Origin of the sequence: Arthrobacter sp. UC242_113 (assembly GCF_044054585.1) — a bacterium.
Lineage (GTDB): Bacteria > Actinomycetota > Actinomycetes > Actinomycetales > Micrococcaceae > Arthrobacter.
Genome location: NZ_CP171968.1, coordinates 2,212,055 through 2,228,860, shown reverse-complemented (window position 1 = coordinate 2,228,860; position 16,806 = coordinate 2,212,055). Strand labels below are relative to the sequence as shown.

15 protein-coding genes, 1 pseudogene and 1 riboswitch are annotated in these 16,806 nt (G+C 67.9%); of the genes and pseudogenes, 7 read left to right on the top strand and 9 right to left on the bottom strand.

The genetic code is table 11. The features are described from left to right. Positions 1–20 precede the first annotated feature (20 nt). The 3 genes from ACHMXB_RS10030 to ACHMXB_RS10020 are packed head-to-tail and all read right to left on the bottom strand — an operon-like array spanning position 21 to position 3,145. Complete coding sequence (locus tag ACHMXB_RS10030; protein WP_395404900.1) at positions 21–1,148, bottom strand: Mrp/NBP35 family ATP-binding protein; 1,128 nt, start codon at positions 1,146–1,148, stop codon at positions 21–23. A gap of 10 nt (positions 1,149–1,158) precedes the next feature. Further along, complete coding sequence (locus tag ACHMXB_RS10025; protein ID WP_395404898.1) at positions 1,159–1,878, bottom strand: DUF1003 domain-containing protein; 720 nt, start codon at positions 1,876–1,878, stop codon at positions 1,159–1,161. Beyond that, complete coding sequence (locus ACHMXB_RS10020) at positions 1,862–3,145, bottom strand: magnesium transporter MgtE N-terminal domain-containing protein (RefSeq protein WP_003805129.1); 1,284 nt, start codon at positions 3,143–3,145, stop codon at positions 1,862–1,864. The genes ACHMXB_RS10025 and ACHMXB_RS10020 overlap by 17 nt, the downstream gene beginning before the upstream one ends. Before the next feature lie 77 nt (positions 3,146–3,222). On the opposite strand from ACHMXB_RS10020, the gene ACHMXB_RS10015 reads away from it, so the two are divergent. Further along, complete coding sequence (locus tag ACHMXB_RS10015; protein ID WP_395404895.1) at positions 3,223–4,245, top strand: general stress protein; 1,023 nt, start codon at positions 3,223–3,225, stop codon at positions 4,243–4,245. An 81-nt stretch (positions 4,246–4,326) separates the two neighbouring features. Here ACHMXB_RS10015 and ACHMXB_RS10010 read toward each other — a convergent pair whose 3' ends face one another. Continuing rightward, positions 4,327–5,916: an aminopeptidase P family protein gene (locus ACHMXB_RS10010; RefSeq protein ID WP_395404893.1), complete on the bottom strand. Its 1,590-nt coding sequence runs from the start codon at positions 5,914–5,916 to the stop codon at positions 4,327–4,329. A gap of 105 nt (positions 5,917–6,021) precedes the next feature. On the opposite strand from ACHMXB_RS10010, the gene ACHMXB_RS10005 reads away from it, so the two are divergent. After that, the gene (locus ACHMXB_RS10005; protein WP_395404891.1) at positions 6,022–6,867 is read left to right on the top strand and encodes a PHP domain-containing protein; all 846 of its coding nucleotides are present in this window, start codon (positions 6,022–6,024) and stop codon (positions 6,865–6,867) included. A gap of 73 nt (positions 6,868–6,940) precedes the next feature. Here ACHMXB_RS10005 and ACHMXB_RS10000 read toward each other — a convergent pair whose 3' ends face one another. The 3 genes from ACHMXB_RS10000 to ACHMXB_RS09990 all read right to left on the bottom strand — a co-directional run bounded on the left by ACHMXB_RS10000 (position 6,941) and on the right by ACHMXB_RS09990 (position 11,354). Further along, positions 6,941–7,813 (bottom strand): DNA-methyltransferase, encoded by an 873-nt coding sequence (locus ACHMXB_RS10000; RefSeq protein WP_395404889.1) that lies wholly within the window; start codon positions 7,811–7,813, stop codon positions 6,941–6,943. Between the two features lie 5 nt (positions 7,814–7,818). Further along, entirely contained in the window at positions 7,819–9,510 is a 1,692-nt protein-coding gene (locus ACHMXB_RS09995; protein WP_395404887.1) for a DEAD/DEAH box helicase, read from the bottom strand. A 302-nt stretch (positions 9,511–9,812) separates the two neighbouring features. Further along, positions 9,813–11,354 carry an RNB domain-containing ribonuclease gene (locus tag ACHMXB_RS09990; RefSeq protein ID WP_395404885.1) on the bottom strand — a complete coding sequence of 514 codons (1,542 nt, stop codon included), beginning with the start codon at positions 11,352–11,354 and terminating at the stop codon, positions 9,813–9,815. Between the two features lie 41 nt (positions 11,355–11,395). On the opposite strand from ACHMXB_RS09990, the gene ACHMXB_RS09985 reads away from it, so the two are divergent. Beyond that, positions 11,396–12,082 carry a ferritin-like fold-containing protein gene (locus ACHMXB_RS09985; protein WP_395404883.1) on the top strand — a complete coding sequence of 229 codons (687 nt, stop codon included), beginning with the start codon at positions 11,396–11,398 and terminating at the stop codon, positions 12,080–12,082. Positions 12,083–12,109: 27 nt separating this feature from the next. Here ACHMXB_RS09985 and thiE read toward each other — a convergent pair whose 3' ends face one another. Beyond that, the gene (gene thiE, locus ACHMXB_RS09980) at positions 12,110–12,811 is read right to left on the bottom strand and encodes a thiamine phosphate synthase (RefSeq protein ID WP_395404881.1); all 702 of its coding nucleotides are present in this window, start codon (positions 12,809–12,811) and stop codon (positions 12,110–12,112) included. A 26-nt stretch (positions 12,812–12,837) separates the two neighbouring features. Further along, positions 12,838–12,957, top strand: a riboswitch (TPP riboswitch). Here thiE and thiO point away from each other — a divergent pair. The 4 genes from thiO (at position 12,950) to ACHMXB_RS09960 (ending at position 16,026) form a co-directional block, all read left to right on the top strand. Continuing rightward, complete coding sequence (thiO, locus tag ACHMXB_RS09975; protein ID WP_395404879.1) at positions 12,950–14,215, top strand: glycine oxidase ThiO; 1,266 nt, start codon at positions 12,950–12,952, stop codon at positions 14,213–14,215. (Overlaps the previous riboswitch by 8 nt.) A gap of 34 nt (positions 14,216–14,249) precedes the next feature. After that, the gene (thiS, locus tag ACHMXB_RS09970) at positions 14,250–14,486 is read left to right on the top strand and encodes a sulfur carrier protein ThiS (RefSeq protein WP_395404877.1); all 237 of its coding nucleotides are present in this window, start codon (positions 14,250–14,252) and stop codon (positions 14,484–14,486) included. Positions 14,487–14,503: 17 nt separating this feature from the next. Beyond that, positions 14,504–15,286, top strand: coding sequence for a thiazole synthase (locus ACHMXB_RS09965; RefSeq protein ID WP_395404875.1), 783 nt, complete (start codon positions 14,504–14,506; stop codon positions 15,284–15,286). A gap of 62 nt (positions 15,287–15,348) precedes the next feature. Then, positions 15,349–16,026 (top strand): 4a-hydroxytetrahydrobiopterin dehydratase, encoded by a 678-nt coding sequence (locus ACHMXB_RS09960; RefSeq protein WP_395404873.1) that lies wholly within the window; start codon positions 15,349–15,351, stop codon positions 16,024–16,026. On the opposite strand, the pseudogene ACHMXB_RS09955 reads toward ACHMXB_RS09960, so the two are convergent. After that, positions 16,023–16,769, bottom strand: a pseudogene (locus ACHMXB_RS09955) (cation transporter). The gene ACHMXB_RS09960 and the pseudogene ACHMXB_RS09955 overlap by 4 nt on opposite strands. Positions 16,770–16,806: the final 37 nt, after the last annotated feature.

Here is a 16,806-nt window from a genome sequence, read left to right as displayed (position 1 = left end):
GCAATCAGCGGGCCCGTCAATCAGCGGGGCTGGACGTCCAGCTTCATCCCGGCCAGCCCCCGCGGCCTGGCCGCGAGCTTCCCGGCGATGCCGGACAGCGCCACTGCTGCCGGAGTGTCCGGGCCGCCTAGGACGATAGGCTTGCCCGAGTCGCCGCCTTCGCGCAGGAGAATGTCCAGCGGAATCTGGCCCAGCAGCGGCACGTCAGTGCCGGTCGACGCGCTGAGCCTCTCGGCGAGCACCTCCCCGCCGCCGGCGCCGAACAATTCCATCCGGCCGCCGTCGGGCATTTCCAGGAACGACATGTTCTCGATGACCCCGGCAACCGTCTGCCCAGTTTGGGTGGCGATGGCGCCGGCACGCTCTGCGACGTCGGCCGCTGCGGCCTGGGGAGTGGTGACCACCAGGATCTCGGCCTTGGGCAGCAGCTGCGCCACCGAGATGGCGATGTCGCCGGTGCCCGGCGGGAGGTCCAGGAACAGCGCATCAAGGTCGCCGAAGTAGACATCGGTGAGGAACTGCTCGAGGGCCCGGTGCAGCATGGGTCCGCGCCAGGCCACAGGCTGGTTGCCGGTGACAAACATGCCGATGGAAATGACTTTCACGCCGTACGCCACAGGCGGGAGGATCATGTCGTCCACGCGGGTGGGGGCCTGGGTGATCCCCATCAGGGCCGGCACTGAGAAACCGTACACGTCGGCGTCCACGATGCCCACGCGCAGCCCCTGTGCCGCGAGGGAACAGGCAAGGTTCACCGTCACCGACGACTTTCCCACACCGCCCTTGCCGCTGGCCACCGCGAAGACCTTGGTGAGGGATCCCGGCTGGTTGAACGGGATGCCGCGCTCACCGCCGGGGCCGCGGAGCTGCTCCTTCAGCGCGTCGCGCTGCGCCTGTGTCATGACCTTGAGGTCCACCTCCACCGCGGTGACGCCTGGCACGTCCAGCAGCGCGGCCTCGGAGTCCCTGGTGATGGTGTCGCGCAGGGGGCAGCCGGCAATGGTGAGCAGCACCGCCAGGCGGACGGTCCCGTCGTCGGAGATCTCCACCGAATCAACCATGCCCAGCTCCGTGATGGGGCGCCGGAGTTCCGGATCGATGACGGTTGCCAGGGCAGCGTTGACTGCCGGGAGGAGGGTGGTGCTCATGCCGTGGTGCTCAGCTTTCCGGAGGGGTGGGTCGGTGGGCTGCCCGGCCCTGCCGCGTTTTTTCGGACTTGACCTTGGGGATCTGCTGCGTGCGGGGATTGCGTTGCTTTTCCCGCTTCTCCTTCAGCTTTTCCCGGACCAGTTCGCGCGGCGATTCGTGGCTTCCGGGCCCGGAGGGTTCGTGCGTGCGGAGCTCCTCCTGGGCCTCCAGCAGGTCCTCCAAAAGGCTGCGCAGTTCCGCCCGGACGTAGTCACGGGTGGCCACTTCACGCAGCGCGATCCGCAGTGAGGCCAGTTCCCGCGTGAGGTATTCGGTATCCGACAGGTTGCGCTCCGCCCGCTGGCGGTCCTGCTGCAGGGACACGCGGTCGCGGTCGTCCTGGCGGTTCTGCGCGAGGAGCAGCAGCGGCGCTGCGTAGGAGGCCTGCAGGGACAGCATCAGCGTCAGCAGCGTGAACCCGAGTTCCACCTTGTCGAACTGCCAGGCCGTGGGCGCGAAGGTATTCCATGCCAGCCAGAAGACACAGAACACGGTCATGTAGAGCAGGAACTGCGGCGTGCCCATGAAGCGGGCGAAGCCCTCCGTCGCATGGCCAAACGCATCAGGGTTGGGCGAGAACTTGGGGAGGATGCGCTGGCGGCCGCTCAGCGGCGTGTCCAGGCTTCCCTGGCCTGCCGGCTTTCCGCCGGGTCGCGCTGCCTTTGCCGTATTTTCAGCCAATGCGGCCACCAAGCTTCCTGACCGGGGCCTCGCCGTCGTTGGCCCGCCAGTCGTCGGGCAGCAGATGGTCCAGGACGTCGTCAACGGTCACTGCCCCCACCAGCCGGCCGGCTTGGTTGACCACCGGAAGGGAGTTCAGGTTGTACGTGGCGAGGGTGCGCGCGACTTCGCTGATGTGGGCCAGGTCCGAGAGTGGCTCCAGGTTCTTGTCCACGAGGTTGCCCAGCGACTCGAACGGCGGGAAGCGCAGCAGCTGCTGGATGTGCACCACACCGAGGAACCGGCCGGTCGGGGTTTCCAGCGGAGGACGGGCGATGAAGATGGACGAGGCGAGGGCGGGGGAGAGTTCCTCGCGCCGGACGTGGGCGAGGGCCTCCGCTACCGTGGCTTCGGGCGGCAGGATGACCGGGACGGGGGTCATGAGGCCGCCGGCGGTGTCCTCGTCGTATTCGAGGAGGCGCCGGACGTCCTCGGCGCCTTCGGGCTCCATCAGCTGAAGGAGTTCCTCCGCCTGGGCGGACGGCAGCTCGCCGAGGAGGTCGGCGGCATCGTCGGGGTCCATCTCCTCGAGGACGTCTGCGGCGCGCTGGACGTCGAGGGCGGAGAGGATTTCCACCTGGTCGTCCTCGGGCAGCTCCTGCAGGACGTCCGCGAGCCGCTCATCCTGCAGTTCGCTGGCCACCTCGAAGCGCCGCTTGTCGCTCATTTCCTGCAGTGCCTCGGCGAAGTCAGCTGGCTTGAGGTCCTCGTGGTTGGCCACGAACTGGGTGGCTGCCTGCGGTTCTGTCTTGGCCCCCTGGTGCGCGTCGGCCCAGTCGATGATCATGGTTTCGTTGCGGCGCAGCCTGCTCAGCGGCGCCAGGGAGTGGCCGCGCCGGACGAACAGCTTGCTCACGAACCAGTCGCCCGAGCGGTGCTGGTCCATGGCGATGTCCTCGATGGTGGCGTCGCCGCTGCCGTCCGTCAGGGTCACGCGGCGGTCGAACATTTCGGCCACCACCAGGGTCTCTGCGCCGCGCTGTTCGAAGCGCCGGAGGTTGACCAGGCCCGTGCAGATGACCTGCGTCTGGTCAATGGAGGTGATGCGGGTCATGGGGACGAAGACGCGCTTCTTGCCGGGAACTTCGACGACGATGCCCACCACGTGCGGGGCGCCCCGGGTTCCGCGGGAGAGCACGACGACGTCACGCAGCCGCCCCAGACGGTCGCCCAACGGGTCGAAGACGTCCAGTCCCAGGAGGCGCGCGACAAAGACGCGGGTAGGATTCGTGCTCACCTCTACAGGCTACCGAGTCTGCTCTCTTTTAGCTGAATTTTCAGCTTTCACCCATCCTTATGGGCAAGAATGGGGTTATGGCTAACATTTTTGGTGCTCCGAAGGCTGCGCCCAACGGCTCGGACGAGTCGAAGACTGTCCCCACGGGGGACACGGTCGGCTCGTATACCTCTTACCTGGACGCCCAAAAGGCCGTGGACTACCTCGCCGACCAGCAGTTCCCGGTGCATCTGGTCTCCATCGTGGGGAACGACCTCAAGATGGTGGAGCGGGTGACGGGCCGGCTTAGCTACCCGCGTGTGGCGCTCTCCGGTGCCCTGAGCGGCATGTGGTTCGGCCTCTTCGTCGGCGTCATGCTGTCCTTCTTTACGCCAGCGGGCGGGACGTTCTCCATCATCAGCTCGGTGCTGATGGGTGCGGCGTTCTTCATGCTGTTCGGGATCGTCACCTATGCCATGCAGCGCGGCAAGCGCGACTTCACGTCCACCAGCCAGGTGGTGGCCACCAATTACGACGTCGTCGTGGCCTTCGAAGCGGCCCACGAGGCGCGCCGGCTGCTCCAGCAGCTCCCGATGACGCCGTCCGACGCCACCCCTGGCGCGCGCCCGGCGTCCCACACCCAGCAGGACTACCAGAACCAGCACGACTACCAGAACCAGCCCTACCAGCAGACGGGCCGGCACCAGGGACCCCCGCAGGGCCCGTCCCAGGGGCAGGCGCCGCAGCGGCCGGCGGGCTGGAACGATCCCTACGGCCAGCGCGGCCAGGACGCCGGCGTGCAGCACGGCACAGGCCAGCACGCGCAGGGCGGTCAGCCGCAGGACCCCAGCCAGCAATCCGGCACAGGCCAGCAATCCGGCGCAGGCCAGCAATACGGCGCAGGCCAGCAGGGCCAGCCGTACGACGGCGAGCCGCAGTACGGGGCTAATCAGCAGGCCGGCACCAAGCAGCAGAGCCACAACGCAGAGGGCGGGCCGGCAACAGGCCAGCGCCCGGCGTCGGCAGTCCGCTACCCGGACCTGCCGGATGGCCGCCCGCAGTACGGTGTGCGCGTGGATCCGAACCAGGCCGAGCAGGGCCGGGACGGACAGCAGCAGTAACCCTGGACCGCAGAACCAGGGACAGCAGAAAAGGGACGGCCACCGGTTCATCCGGTGGCCGTCCCTTTTTTGTTTGTTCACTTAACCCTTGGCGTCGATCTCCTGGTAGATGCCTGCCATCCAGGCCTCGACGTCGTCCGCTGTGCGGGGGAGCGCCGCGCTGAGGTTCACGGGGCCCTCGGCCGTCATCAGGATGTCGTCCTCGATGCGCACGCCAATGCCGCGGTACTCCTCGGGAATGGCGAGGTCTTCCTGCTTGAAGTACAGGCCCGGTTCGATGGTGAAAACCATTCCCTCCCGCAGCACTCCGTCCAGGTAGAGTTCCCGCTTGGCCTGGGCGCAGTCGTGGACGTCGAGGCCGAGGTGGTGGCTGGTGCCGTGCGGCATCCAGCGCCGGTGCTGCTGGCCGTCCTCGCCGAGGGCCTCCTCGACGGAGACCGGGAGCAGGCCCCATTCCGCAAGCCGCTCCGCGAGGATTGTGGTGGCGGCGGTGTGGATGTCGCGGAACTTCACGCCGATCCGCGCGGCCGCAAAGCCGGCGTCGGCAGCGTCCAGGACCGCGTCGTAGATTTTGCGCTGCATGTCCGAGAACGTGCCGTTGGCCGGGAGCGTGCGGGTGATGTCCGCGGTGTAGAGCGAATCGGCCTCGACGCCGGCGTCCAGCAGGAGGAGCTCCCCGGCATTGACCTTGCCCGTGTTGCGGGTCCAGTGGAGCACCGTGGCGTTGTTGCCGGAGGCGGCGATGGTGTCGTAGCCGAGTTCGTTGCCTTCCTCCCGGGCGCGGGCGAAGAAGGCGCCCTCCACCACGCGTTCACCGCGGAAGTGCGTCAGGGCGCGGGGCAGGGCCTTGACCACTTCGGTGAAGCCTTCAACAGTGGCGGCCACCGCGGTCTTCATCTGCTCGACTTCCCACTCGTCCTTGGTCAGCCGCAGCTCGGAGAGTGCCTCGGACAGCTTCTCGTCGAGGGCGTCCAGCACACCAAGGTCCAGGTTGTCCGGATCCTTGGCGGTGTTGTAGCGGGCGGTATCCACGAGGGCGTCGATGTTTTCATCCACCTTGCGCACCAGTCGGACGGAGATGCCGCCGATTTCGGGGGCACCGACGTTCTTGGTGACGGCCATCTCAAGTTCGTCGATGTGGGCGGTGGGGATTCCCAGCCGGGCCTCAAACTCGGCCAGCGTGGGCCGCGCCCCGATCCAGAACTCGCCCGACCGCGCGTCGGCGTAGAACTGTTCGGTGTCACGCCCGGCCAGCGGCCGGAAGTAGAGCGTGGCGCGGTGGTTGCCGCCGTCGTCGCCCTTTCCCTCCCCGACAGGTTCGAAGATGAGCACGGCGTCGGGCTCATGGTCCAGACCGAGGCCGGTGAGGTGGGCGAAGCCGGAGTGCGGCCGGAAACGGTAGTCGCAGTCGTTGGAGCGCACCTTCAGGGGCCCGGCCGGAAGCACCAGGCGTTCACCCTTGAACTGGTCGGAGATGGCACGGCGCCTCCTCGCGGCGTGGCTGGCGACGGCGTCCCGTTCAGGGGTCACCTGCGGCGCAGGCGCCCAGTTGCTGGCCATGAAGGCCTTGAAAGCGGCGGAACTGGGCCGCTGGGAGCGGTTGTTGACGCGCTCTTCCAGGGGCTGGGAAGCTGTGTTTTCACCGTTGTGGGTGTTGTCTGCATCGTTCACCGTCCAATAGTCTCACCAGCCGAGCGGCTTAGGCCAACACCGGCGCGGGAGGGAGAATCACGCCCATCCCGGCCACAGGGGCGCCCCATCTACTAGGCTGGGCTGGTGAGGATAGATCTGCACGCGCACTCGAATATTTCCGACGGCACGGAGACACCGGCGGAGGTCATGGCGGCCGCGGCGGCGGCGGGGCTGAACGTCATTGCGCTGACGGACCACGACTCCACGGACGGCTGGGCGGAAGCGTCCCGGGCGGCGATTGACAACGGCGTGGCGCTGGTGCCCGGCATGGAGATTTCCTGCCGGACGGAGCACGGGATCAGCGTCCACCTCCTGAGCTACCTGCACGACCCCGCGCACCCGGGCCTGCTCGAGGAAATTACGAAGGCCAGGGACGCCCGCCTGACCCGCGCCGAACGCATGGTCACCCTGCTCGCCGAGGACTACCCGCTGACCTGGGACGACGTGATCCACCATGTGGCGCCGGGGGCCACCTTGGGACGCCCGCACATCGCCGACGCCCTGGTGGCGGCGGGAGTGGTAGCGGACCGTTCCGAGGCCTTCACCTCGATCCTTACCTCCCATTCGCGCTATTTCGTGCAGCACTACGCGCCGGAGCCGGCCCTCGCCGTCGAACTGGTCCGCGAGGCCGGCGGCGTTCCCGTCTTTGCCCACCCTGTCGCCTCTTCACGCGGGCGGGTGGTGGGCGAAAGCACGTACCACGACATGATCGACGCCGGGCTGGCCGGTTTGGAGGTCAATCACCGGGACAACCCCGAGGATGGCCGGGAGTTCCTGCGGAAGCTGGCCGCCCAGCACGGGCTGGTGGTAACCGGGTCCTCGGACTATCACGGCCTGGGCAAGCCGAACCGGCTGGGCGAGAACCTGACCGCCCCGGACGTCCTCGACCGGATCGAGGAGCTGGGCACGGGCACCGTCGTCGTCCGCTGACCCAAGTAAGTAGCATTTCAGGGCGTTCCCAGCGCTGGGAACGCCCTGTGCTGCTACCTACTTGGGCTGCTACCTACACGGGCGGGTAAGTCGCAATCTCGGCGTGCGCCCCGAGCCGCTTGGCCATGACGTCGATGGCCGGCTGGTTCTGGTCCACGCAGACGAACCTGCGCCCCAGCTTGGCCGCAACCGCGCCGAGTGTGCCGGAACCGGCGAAGAAATCGAGGCACCAGTCACCCGGACGGCTGGACGCGGCTACCACGCGGCGCACCAGGCCCTCGGGTTTCTGCGTGGGGTATCCGGTCTTTTCCTTGCCTGTGGGGGAGACGATGGTGTGCCACCAGACGTCCGTGGGCAGCTTGCCCAGCTCACGCTTGGCAGGCGTCACGAGCCCCGGGGCCATGTAGGGCTCCCGGTCCACCTCGGCGCTGTTGAAGTGGTACTTGGCCGGGTTTTTGACGTAGACGAGGATGTTGTCGTGCTTGGTGGGCCAGCGGTTTTTGGCGCGTGCACCGTAGTCGTAGGCCCAGATAATCTCGTTCAGGAAGCATTCACGGCCAAAAATGGCGTCCAGCATGACCTTGGCGTAGTGCACCTCGCGGTAGTCCAGATGCAGGTATAAGGTGCCGTCGTCGGCCAGTAGCCGCCATGCCTCCACCAGGCGCGGCTCGAGGAAGGACCAGTAGTCGCTGAAGGCGTCGTCGTAGCGGTGCAGGGCGCCCTTGATCGTGTCGTAGGAACGGCCCTTGAAGCCCACCCGGTCGCCGTCGCCGTCGGCGTTGAGCACCATCCTTGTTTCCTGGCGCTGCTGGGCCCGGCCGGTGTTGAAGGGCGGATCCACGTAAATGAGTGTGAAGGCGCCGTCCGGCAGCGTGGGGAGGAAGTCCGCGTTATCCGCGTGCACCACCAGGTTGCTGCCGTCCGGCGCCCAGACAGTTTCAGTCATTGAGGCTATGGGGCCTCGGTGCCGGGCTGCGAGCCGGTATTGGCGGATTCGCCGCCTGAAACCACTTCGCCGTTGCGGCGGCGCGTGCGGGTGCGGTTGCGGCGCGGGCGCGCCGGCTGCTCGCCTTCAACAGTCGCAGTGGCAGCGGGACCGGTTCCGGCCTCCGCGCCGGACTCTGATGAACGACGGCGGCGCTCGCCCGAACGCTCACCGGAACGCTTGGCCGCGTCACCGCCGCGGCGGCTGCCTTCCCTGCTGCCGCCATCCCTGCTGCCGGAACGGCCGGAATCGCGGCCGCCGGAGCGGCTGTTCTTCTTGCCGGTCTCGCCCAGGTCCTCCAGGACCTCGGCGTCAACGCCGGCGAGGGTGCGCTTGCTGCGCGGGAGCCGGCCCTTGGTGCCCTCGGGGATGTCCAGGTCCTCGTACAGGTGGGCCGAGGAGGAGTAGGTTTCGACGGGCTCGGGAACGCTCAGCCCCAGCGCCTTGTTGATGAGGCCCCAGCGCGGCATGTCGTCCCAGTCCACGAACGTGACGGCGGTGCCCTTGTTGCCGGCTCGGCCGGTGCGGCCCACGCGGTGCAGGTAGATCTTCTCGTCCTCGACGCACTGGTAGTTGATGACGTGCGTGACGTCGTCGACGTCGATGCCGCGGGCTGCGACGTCGGTGGCCACCAGGACGTCCACCTTGTTGTTGCGGAAGGCGCGGAGCGCCTGCTCGCGGGCTCCCTGGCCCAGGTCGCCGTGGATGGCGGCGGCGGCGAACCCGCGGTCCACGAGCTCCTCGGCAACCTTTGCGGCGGTGCGCTTGGTCTTGGTGAAGATGATGGTGCGGCCGCGGCCGCGGGCCTGCAGGATACGGGCGACCACCTCGGTCTTATCCATGCTGTGTGCACGGTAGATGAGCTGACGGATGTCGCGCTTGGTCAGGCCCTCGTCGTCCGGATCCGCGGCGCGGATGTGGGTGGGCTGCGTCATGTACCGGCGGGCCATGGCTATGACCGGGCCGGGCATCGTGGCCGAGAACAGGAGGGTCTGGCGAACCGGCGGAGTGCCGGCGATCAGCGTCTCGACGTCGGGCAGGAAGCCGAGGTCCAGCATCTCGTCAGCTTCGTCCAGCACTACGATCTTGACGTTCTTCAGCACCAGGTGCTTCTGCTTGTAGAGGTCGATGAGGCGGCCCGGGGTGCCGACGACCACCTCGACGCCCTTCTGCAGGGCGTCGATCTGCGGCTCATAGGCGCGTCCGCCGTAGATCGTTGCGATCCGGGCGTTGCGCTTGCGGGATGCGGCCTGCAGGTCGTTGGCAACCTGCACGGCGAGCTCGCGCGTGGGTACGATCACCATGGCCTGCGGGGCACCGGGGGCGGGCAGTTTGTCGAAGCCGGCGTCGTCGCGGCCCACCACGCGCTGCAACGCGGGAATGCCGAAGCCGAGGGTCTTGCCCGTGCCGGTCTTGGCCTGGCCGATGATGTCGTGGCCGGACAGCGCGACGGGCAGCGTCATGGCCTGGATCGGGAAGGGGTGCGTGATGCCGGCGTCAGCCAGGGACTCGACGATGTCAGCGCGGACGTCGAAGTCGGCGAACGACTTTTCGGCTATTTCGTGCGGCTTCTCGTCCGAGATGATGGTCTCTTCCGGCTCAATGGTCTCGGTGCCGGTGTCGTCGGAAAGAAGCTGGTGGGTATGCAATTCACTCACAGGGGAGTTTCCTTATTCATTTGGGCATTGGCGCCGCCTGCTCAACGGGCCGGCCTTGAGGGCCGTTCCGGAGCACGCTCAGGCGCGCAAGCAATTCCAGTGGAAGCCGATCGCGGGCTATCTAAATGCCGGCACTGGGGACCGGCGGGTGTGACTCAAGATCGCGTAGGGGCGGGCTTGTTGAATTCAATTTACGGAAATCAACGACCGGGCATCCATTACTACCTAGCCAGTCTACTGGCAAACCCGTGTTTTCCTTGACTCGGGCCGCCGCGGGGACAGTTGCGGCCCGCGGGAGCGGTTCAGTCGACGAGCTCGAGGCGGACCTCACGGGTTGCGATGTCCGAGGAGACGAGCCGGACCCGGACCCTGGTGCCGGGTTCCATCTCTCCTTCACATTTGGCCGTCACAGCCGGTTCGGCGATCTGGACCACGCCGGAGGGGCCGGATCCGTTGGTGCCCTTGCCGTTCAGGCCCTTGCCGTTGGCGCCGTTCCCGTTTCCGCTGCTGTTCCCTGCGGCATTGCCGCTGCCGTTCCCGTTGCCGTTTTTGGCCGGCTTTGACCCGGAGATCACCACTGCATCGAACTCCTGCCCGATGTGGTTGATCAGCAGCGCGGCTTCCACAGTGTCCAGGGCAAGCCGTTCCATCCTTGCCGCCAACTGGTCAGAGTACGCCATGATCTCGGGCAGCGAGGGGAGCGCCTCCCGCGCCCAGGCCGGCACCGGCAGGCCATTGCTCAGGGCCTCGCAGATGACCAAAACAAACCGGTCCACGAGCCGGCGGAGCGGAGCGGTGGTGTGGGCGTACGCCGTGCCGATGGCTGACTGGACGGCGTCCTCCGGAACGGTTCCGTCGAAATGCGTGTACGTGGCGCCGCGGAACAGCATGCCGGCCGCGTGGAGGATGGCCAATTGCCGGTGGTCGGTGGGGTCCAGGGTGCGCAGGTACTCGCCGTAGGTCTCCTGCCCGTCCCACGGCTTGCCCAGCGCGGCTGTCTGCCGCCTGAAGTGGCTGAGGGAGCGCTCATCCGGGGCAGGCATGGTCCGCAGGATCCCCACTTTGCCGTTGAGCATCAGGGAAGCTGCGGCCATGCCGGTCATGAGCGAAATCTGGGCGTTCCAGTCCTCAACCGGAAGCTGGGGGACCGCCACGATCCGGTAGCCGCCGTCGGGAAGCTGGACGATCTCCTGTTCCGGCATGTTCAGGCTGGCTCCACCGCGGGCCCGTTCCAGGTCCACGCGCTTGCGCCCCACCTCACGCAGGAGCTGCAGGACGGGCGGGGCCGTGCCGGCGTCCAGTTCTGCCTGGACGCCCTTGTAGTTGAGTTTGGCCCGGCTGCGCACGGCGGCCCGGCGCACCAGCACGGACACCACCTCGGCGGCGGCGTCGAGCTCGAACTCCCAGACGAAGGCGGAGCACAGCTGCCCGGCCAGCAGGCTGCCGGCGTTCTCGCTGATGACCTCCGGGTGCAGTGGTATCCGGCCGTCCGGGGCGTAGAAGGTCTGTCCGCGGCGGCGGGTTTCGGCGTCGAGGGCGCCGCCCGGCTGTACGAACGAGGGAACATCGGCGATGGCATACAGGATCCGGTAGCCCTCGCCGAGGCGTTCGATGAACAGTGCCTGGTCAAGGTCGGTGGACGACGGCGGATCGATGGTGAGGAAGTCCACTCCGGTCAGGTCCAGCGCCGGGAATCCCCGTCCGGCTACGGCGGCTTCGGCTTCCTTGAGCACGTCCTCGGGGAATTCCCCCGGAAGCTCCAGTTCCGTCCGCAGCGCGCTTAGAGCCTCCGCGAGCGCGTTGGTCTGCTCGTGGACACTGGGCGACAGACGATGATGTGACACGAAAATCAGGTTAGCCCGAATTGCGCCGTTAGTCTTGGATTATGGGCACATCCTCGGCTGACACCGCTCGCTACGACCGCTTCGTCGCAGACCTGTTCGGCGTGATGGCCTACGGCGAATTGTCCGCGTTCGAACGGCTCTCGTCCGACGCCCGTTACTCACCCACGCTGCACGACCGTGCCGTGCTCGGCAGGATCGCTGTCATCGAATTCCAGCACTACGAACTCGTAAGCGCCAAGCTGGCCGGCATGGGCGTCGACGTCGAAGATGCGATGCTCCCGTTCCAGCTGGCCGTGGACCACTTCCATGAACGGACCCGCCCGGCGGACTGGTACGAATCCCTGATGAAGGCCTACGTGGTGGACACGGTCTCTGCCGATTTCTACCGGGCAGTGGCCCGGTTTGTGGATGCCGGAACCCGTGATGTCATCCAGCAGATCCAGTCGTCGGAAGAGGCCACGGCCGTGCTTCGGGAACGGCTCAGTGGGGCCTTGGCGGACGATCCACGGCTGGCGTCCAGGCTGGCCCTTTGGGGCCGCCGCCTCCTCGGCGAAGCGATCACGCAGGCCCAGCGCGTGGGCCACGAACACGCCTTTCTTGGCGAGCTGTTCGTCGAGGCGGAGCCCGGTGCCACGGACGCCACCGCCCGCGAGCTGGTGCGGGGCATCACGGCCGAAGTCGCGGAAAACCACTCCCGGCGGATGGTCCAGCTCGGCCTGAGCGGGTAACCCCGGCCCCCGACCCGGCCGCTCCGCTTACGAGACGGCGGCCGAGGACGTTGCGTCGAGGGCGTCGAGCAGTTCCGCCGCGGCTGCTGCCGGGTCTGGCGCCTCGGTGATGGCCCGTACGACGACGATGCGGTTGGCTCCGGCCGCCAGGACCTGCTCCACGTTCGTGCGGTCGATCCCGCCGATCGCGAACCAGGGCAGCAGCAGGCCGCCGACCCGTTCCTCGTTTGTGGTGCGGACAGCCTCCGCCGCGTAGCGCACCAGGTCGAGCCCGACGGCGGCGCGCCCGGGCTTGGTAGGGGTGGCCCACAGCGGGCCTACGCAGAAATAATCCAGGCCACTGCGCCCGTGGGCGGCGCCGACGGCGGCATCCACCTGTTCCGTGCTGTGGGTGGACAGCCCGATCACGGTGGCATCGTGCAGCAGCTTCCGGGCGGCCCGCAGCGGCAGGTCCTTTTGGCCGATGTGGAACACCGGTGCACCGGCGATGGACGCGATGTCGGCGCGGTCGTTCACAGCCCACAGCCGGCCGTGCCTGCGGGCGGCGGCATGGACTACTTCCAGCAACTCGAGTTCCTCGGCCGCCTCGATGCCCTTGTCCCGCAGTTGGATGATATCCACGCCGCCCGCAAACGCCGCGTCCACAAAGTCCGCGAAGTCCCCGCGGTCCTTGCGGGCGTCGGTGCAGAGGTACAGGCGGGCGGCGGTGTGGGCAGAGTGCACGGTCATGGCAACACCTTAGTTCCTCTAAACTGGGCAGGTACCGCGGGAGCCCGTTACTGCTGTCATAAAGACGCAGGGCTGAGAGGGCGTCAGAGCCGACCGCTTGACCTGATCCGGTTAGTACCGGCGTAGGGAAGGATTTGCATGACCCCTGAAACCGGAGGCGACGAGCGCTCCGCGGGAGCCCTGGAGTCCGGCGGACTTGAGGCCGATGTAGCGGTTATTGGCGGCGGAGTGGTTGGCCACGGCATCGCCTGGGAGGCACGCCGCTCCGGCCGTTCGGTGGTACTCGTCGATGAGGCCCCGGGCAGCGGTGCAAGCTGGGCTGCGGCCGGCATGCTCGCCCCGGTCAGCGAACTGCATTACCAGGAGGAAGGGCTCCTGGAGCTGATGCTGGAGTCCTCCGCCAGATGGCCTGAGTTTGCGGCCACGCTCACCGCCGGCGGTGACGCCGGCTACCTGACGACGCCGACCCTGGCGGTGGGTGCCGATCCGGCCGACCGCCGGGCCCTGATGGACCTGCGGGAAGTGCAGCGGGCCCACGGCCTCAACGTTGAACCGCTGACCATCCGTGAGGCACGTTCCCGGGAGCCGCTGCTCAGCCCCGCGATCTCCTGCGCCCTCGACATTCCGGCGGACCACCAGGTGGATCCGCGCAGACTTGTCCGGGCCCTTGCTGCCGAGCTGGCCGCGCAACGTCAGGAAAATGCGGCAGCAGAGGGATACGCGGTGCGGGAGCACGCCGCCGGCCTGCTCTGGGACGGCGCAGGGGTCTGCGGGGTCCGGCTGGCCGGCGGCGGAACCGTGAGGGCGGCCGAAACGCTGGTGGCCAATGGCTTGGCGGCGGCGCGCCTGCAGAATCTCCCGGAAGGCCTGCAGCTGCCGCTGCGTCCGGTCTACGGAGACATCCTCAGGCTCAGGGTGCCCGAACACCTGCAGCCCCTGCTCACCGCGACAGTCCGCGGAATGGTGCGGGGCGTGCCGGTGTACGTGGTGCCCCGCAAGGACGGCACGGTGGTGATCGGCGCCACCCAGCGTGAGGACGGTGTGCCGGGCACCAGCGCCGGAGGCGTCTACCAGCTGCTGCGGGACGCCCAGGCGCTGCTGCCGGCAGTCGCCGAACTGGAGCTGCTCGAAGCCACCGCCCGGGCACGGCCCGGCACGCCGGACAATGCCCCCCTGCTGGGCCGGGTGCCGGCGTGCGGGCAGGATGCCGGCACGGACGTGCCGGGCCTCATCATCGCCACCGGCTTCTTCCGCCACGGCGTCCTGCTGACCCCGGCCGCCGCGGCCATCTGCCGCCAGCTCATGGACGGCATCACCGATCCGCGCTGGGCCGCCTTCCGGCCGGGCCGGTTTTCACCCGGGCTCCCGGACCCCCTGGGATCAGCCGCTGCACTCAGCATTTGACCCGCGTCACATTTGACCAGAACAAGGAACCAGCATGAACATCACATTGAACGGCGTCGAACAGGAAGTCAGTGACGGCGCGTCCGTCACCTCACTCGTCACCCAGGTCACGGGGCGCAAGCTGGCCGCCAGCGGGCAGGCCGCCGACGGCCAGCGGCTGGGCGTGGCGGTGGCCCGCAACTCGGCCGTCGTGCCGCGCAGCCAGTGGCATGCCACGGCACTCGCCGACGGCGACGAGATCGAACTTGTCACGGCAGTCCAGGGAGGATGAGGACGATGGCAGAAACAATGATTGAAACAGCAGACAGCCTGGTCATTGACGGGGTGGAGCTGACCTCGCGGCTCATCATGGGCACCGGAGGCGCTCCAAGCCTGGACGGTCTGGGTGCGGCGCTGCTCGCGTCCGGCACCCAGCTGACCACCGTCGCGATGCGGCGCTACTCGCCTGCCGAAACCGGCTCGCTGTTCCAGCTGCTGGTGGACCACAACATCCGCGTGCTCCCCAACACCGCCGGCTGCTTCACGGCCCGGGACGCTGTCATGACGGCGGAGCTGGCCCGTGAAGCGCTGGAGACCGACTGGGTCAAGCTCGAAGTCATCGCCGATGAGCACACGCTCCTGCCTGATGCCGTGGAGCTGGTGGACGCCACCGAGCAGCTGGTCAACCGGGGCTTCAAGGTCTTCGCCTACACCAATGACGATCCCGTTTTGGCGCTGCGGCTGGAGAACCTGGGTGCATCGGCCGTCATGCCGCTGGGAGCGCCGATCGGCACGGGCCTGGGCATCCTCAATCCGCACAACATCGAGCTGATCGTGTCGCGGGCCTCCGTTCCCGTGGTCCTGGACGCAGGGATCGGGACGGCCTCGGACGCGGCCCTGGCCATGGAACTCGGGTGCGACGCCGTGCTGCTGGCCACCGCCGTGTCGCGGGCCCAGAATCCCGCACTCATGGCTGAGGCCTTCAAACACTCCGTGATCGCCGGTAGGCTGGCGCGTGCGGCCGGGCGGATCCCGCGCCGCGAGCATGCCTTGGCGTCGTCGGCCATGGAGGGCCGGGCGGAGTTCCTCTAAGCCCGGCCAACCCCTGTCCGCGGTGCGCGGCCGGCTCAACAGGTACTGCCAAGGAGCCAGTTGTGGCCGCCAACGACGATATCCTCACCCGAGCCCAGATCGACGAAGCGCTCGCCGGGCTGCCCGACTGGCGCTACCACCTCGGCGGGCTTGTCACTATCTATAAGACGCCGACGGCGGCCGTCGCGCTTGAGCTGATAGCCGCCGTCGGGCGCGTGGCAGAGGACATGGACCACCATCCGGACCTGGACTGGCGCTACAACCGGGTGTTCATCCGGTTCAGTTCCCACGACGTCGGCGGCGAGGTGTCCGCGCGGGATAGCCGCGCTGCCGCGTCCGTCAGCGATGCCGCCTCAGCGGCAGGCGCCGAAGCCCAGCCCGGCCTGTACCGGTCGGTGGACATCGGCATCGACACGGCTGACGCGGCGGAAATTTCCGAGGTCTGGCGGGTAGCCCTCGGCTACCGGAAGGGGCGGTCCGGGGACCTGGTTGACCCCTACGGGCGCGGCCCCCGCCTCTGGTTCCAGGAGACGCCGGCGCCGAACGACAACCGCCTCCATCTGGACGTCCACCGCTCCAAGGCCGAGTCGGCACCCGTACTGGAGAAGACCGCGGCAACGGGGGCGCAGATGAACAGTGACCACGCACCCAACTGGGTGGTGGTCACTGATGCCCAAGGGAACAGGCTCTGCCTGCACACCGAGGAAGGCCGCGGTCCGAGTTCTGGATCCGCTCCTTAGTGGTCCCGGCGGGTCAGCGGCAGGCCCAGTACCTGCGGCGCAGGCGCTGGTTCTGATGCTGTGCAGCCGTCGCAGCAGCCGTCCGCGGCAGGCCCAGACGATGCTTCCTGGTGTTCACCGGGCACTGGATGGGGGACCGTGCAGCAGACGTCTCCGCGCCACGCGTTGACACCTTCAGGGACGGCGATCGCCGCGATCACAAGGGCGGCGCCGGCGTCGGCCCACCACCAGCCCAGTGTGCTGTTCAGGACGGGGCCGATCAACAGGACAGCGGAGAGGTAGGTGCACAGCAGCGTCTGTTTGGAGTCGGCCACGGCTGTCCTTGAGCCCAGCTCACGGCCGGCCCGGCCCGGCGCTGCAGCCAGGACAGAACGGGCATGATGGCCAGGCTCAGCGCGGCGATCACGATCCCGGGGGGTCGAGTGCTGGGCCTCCCCGCCCCCGGTGAGGGAGCGGATGGCGTCAACGGAGACGAAGGCCGCCAGCGCGAAGAAGGACAGGGCGATGATCCGCAGCGTGACGTGTTCCCGGTGCTCAGGGTCCTTGGAGGAGAACTGCCATGACAGGGCAACGGCGGAGGTGACCTCGATTACCGAGTCCAGCCCGAACCCGATAAGTGCCGATGAGTCCGCGACGCCGCCGGCCCGCAGGGCCACCGCGGCTTCAACGACGTTGTAGGTGATCGTCGCCGCCGCGAAGAGGTGCTTCAACGGTACATCGGCGGATGTATAGAGTAGCTCAATCGATCGCGTCTAGCGTGGGAGCCGACCGGCCTTAAAG

What these genes read in the sequence shown, in the direction of transcription:
- thiE (WP_395404881.1), bottom strand. Translation starts at nt 12,811, where the DNA reads ATGACCGTGCACTCTGCCCACACCGCCGCCCGCCTGTACCTCTGCACC.
- ACHMXB_RS10015 (WP_395404895.1), top strand. Translation starts at nt 3,223, where the DNA reads ATGGCTAACATTTTTGGTGCTCCGAAGGCTGCGCCCAACGGCTCGGAC.
- ACHMXB_RS10000 (WP_395404889.1), bottom strand. Translation starts at nt 7,813, where the DNA reads ATGACTGAAACTGTCTGGGCGCCGGACGGCAGCAACCTGGTGGTGCAC.
- ACHMXB_RS09965 (WP_395404875.1), top strand. Translation starts at nt 14,504, where the DNA reads ATGATTGAAACAGCAGACAGCCTGGTCATTGACGGGGTGGAGCTGACC.
- ACHMXB_RS10030 (WP_395404900.1), bottom strand. Translation starts at nt 1,148, where the DNA reads ATGAGCACCACCCTCCTCCCGGCAGTCAACGCTGCCCTGGCAACCGTC.
- thiO (WP_395404879.1), top strand. Translation starts at nt 12,950, where the DNA reads ATGACCCCTGAAACCGGAGGCGACGAGCGCTCCGCGGGAGCCCTGGAG.
- thiS (WP_395404877.1), top strand. Translation starts at nt 14,250, where the DNA reads ATGAACATCACATTGAACGGCGTCGAACAGGAAGTCAGTGACGGCGCG.
- ACHMXB_RS09985 (WP_395404883.1), top strand. Translation starts at nt 11,396, where the DNA reads ATGGGCACATCCTCGGCTGACACCGCTCGCTACGACCGCTTCGTCGCA.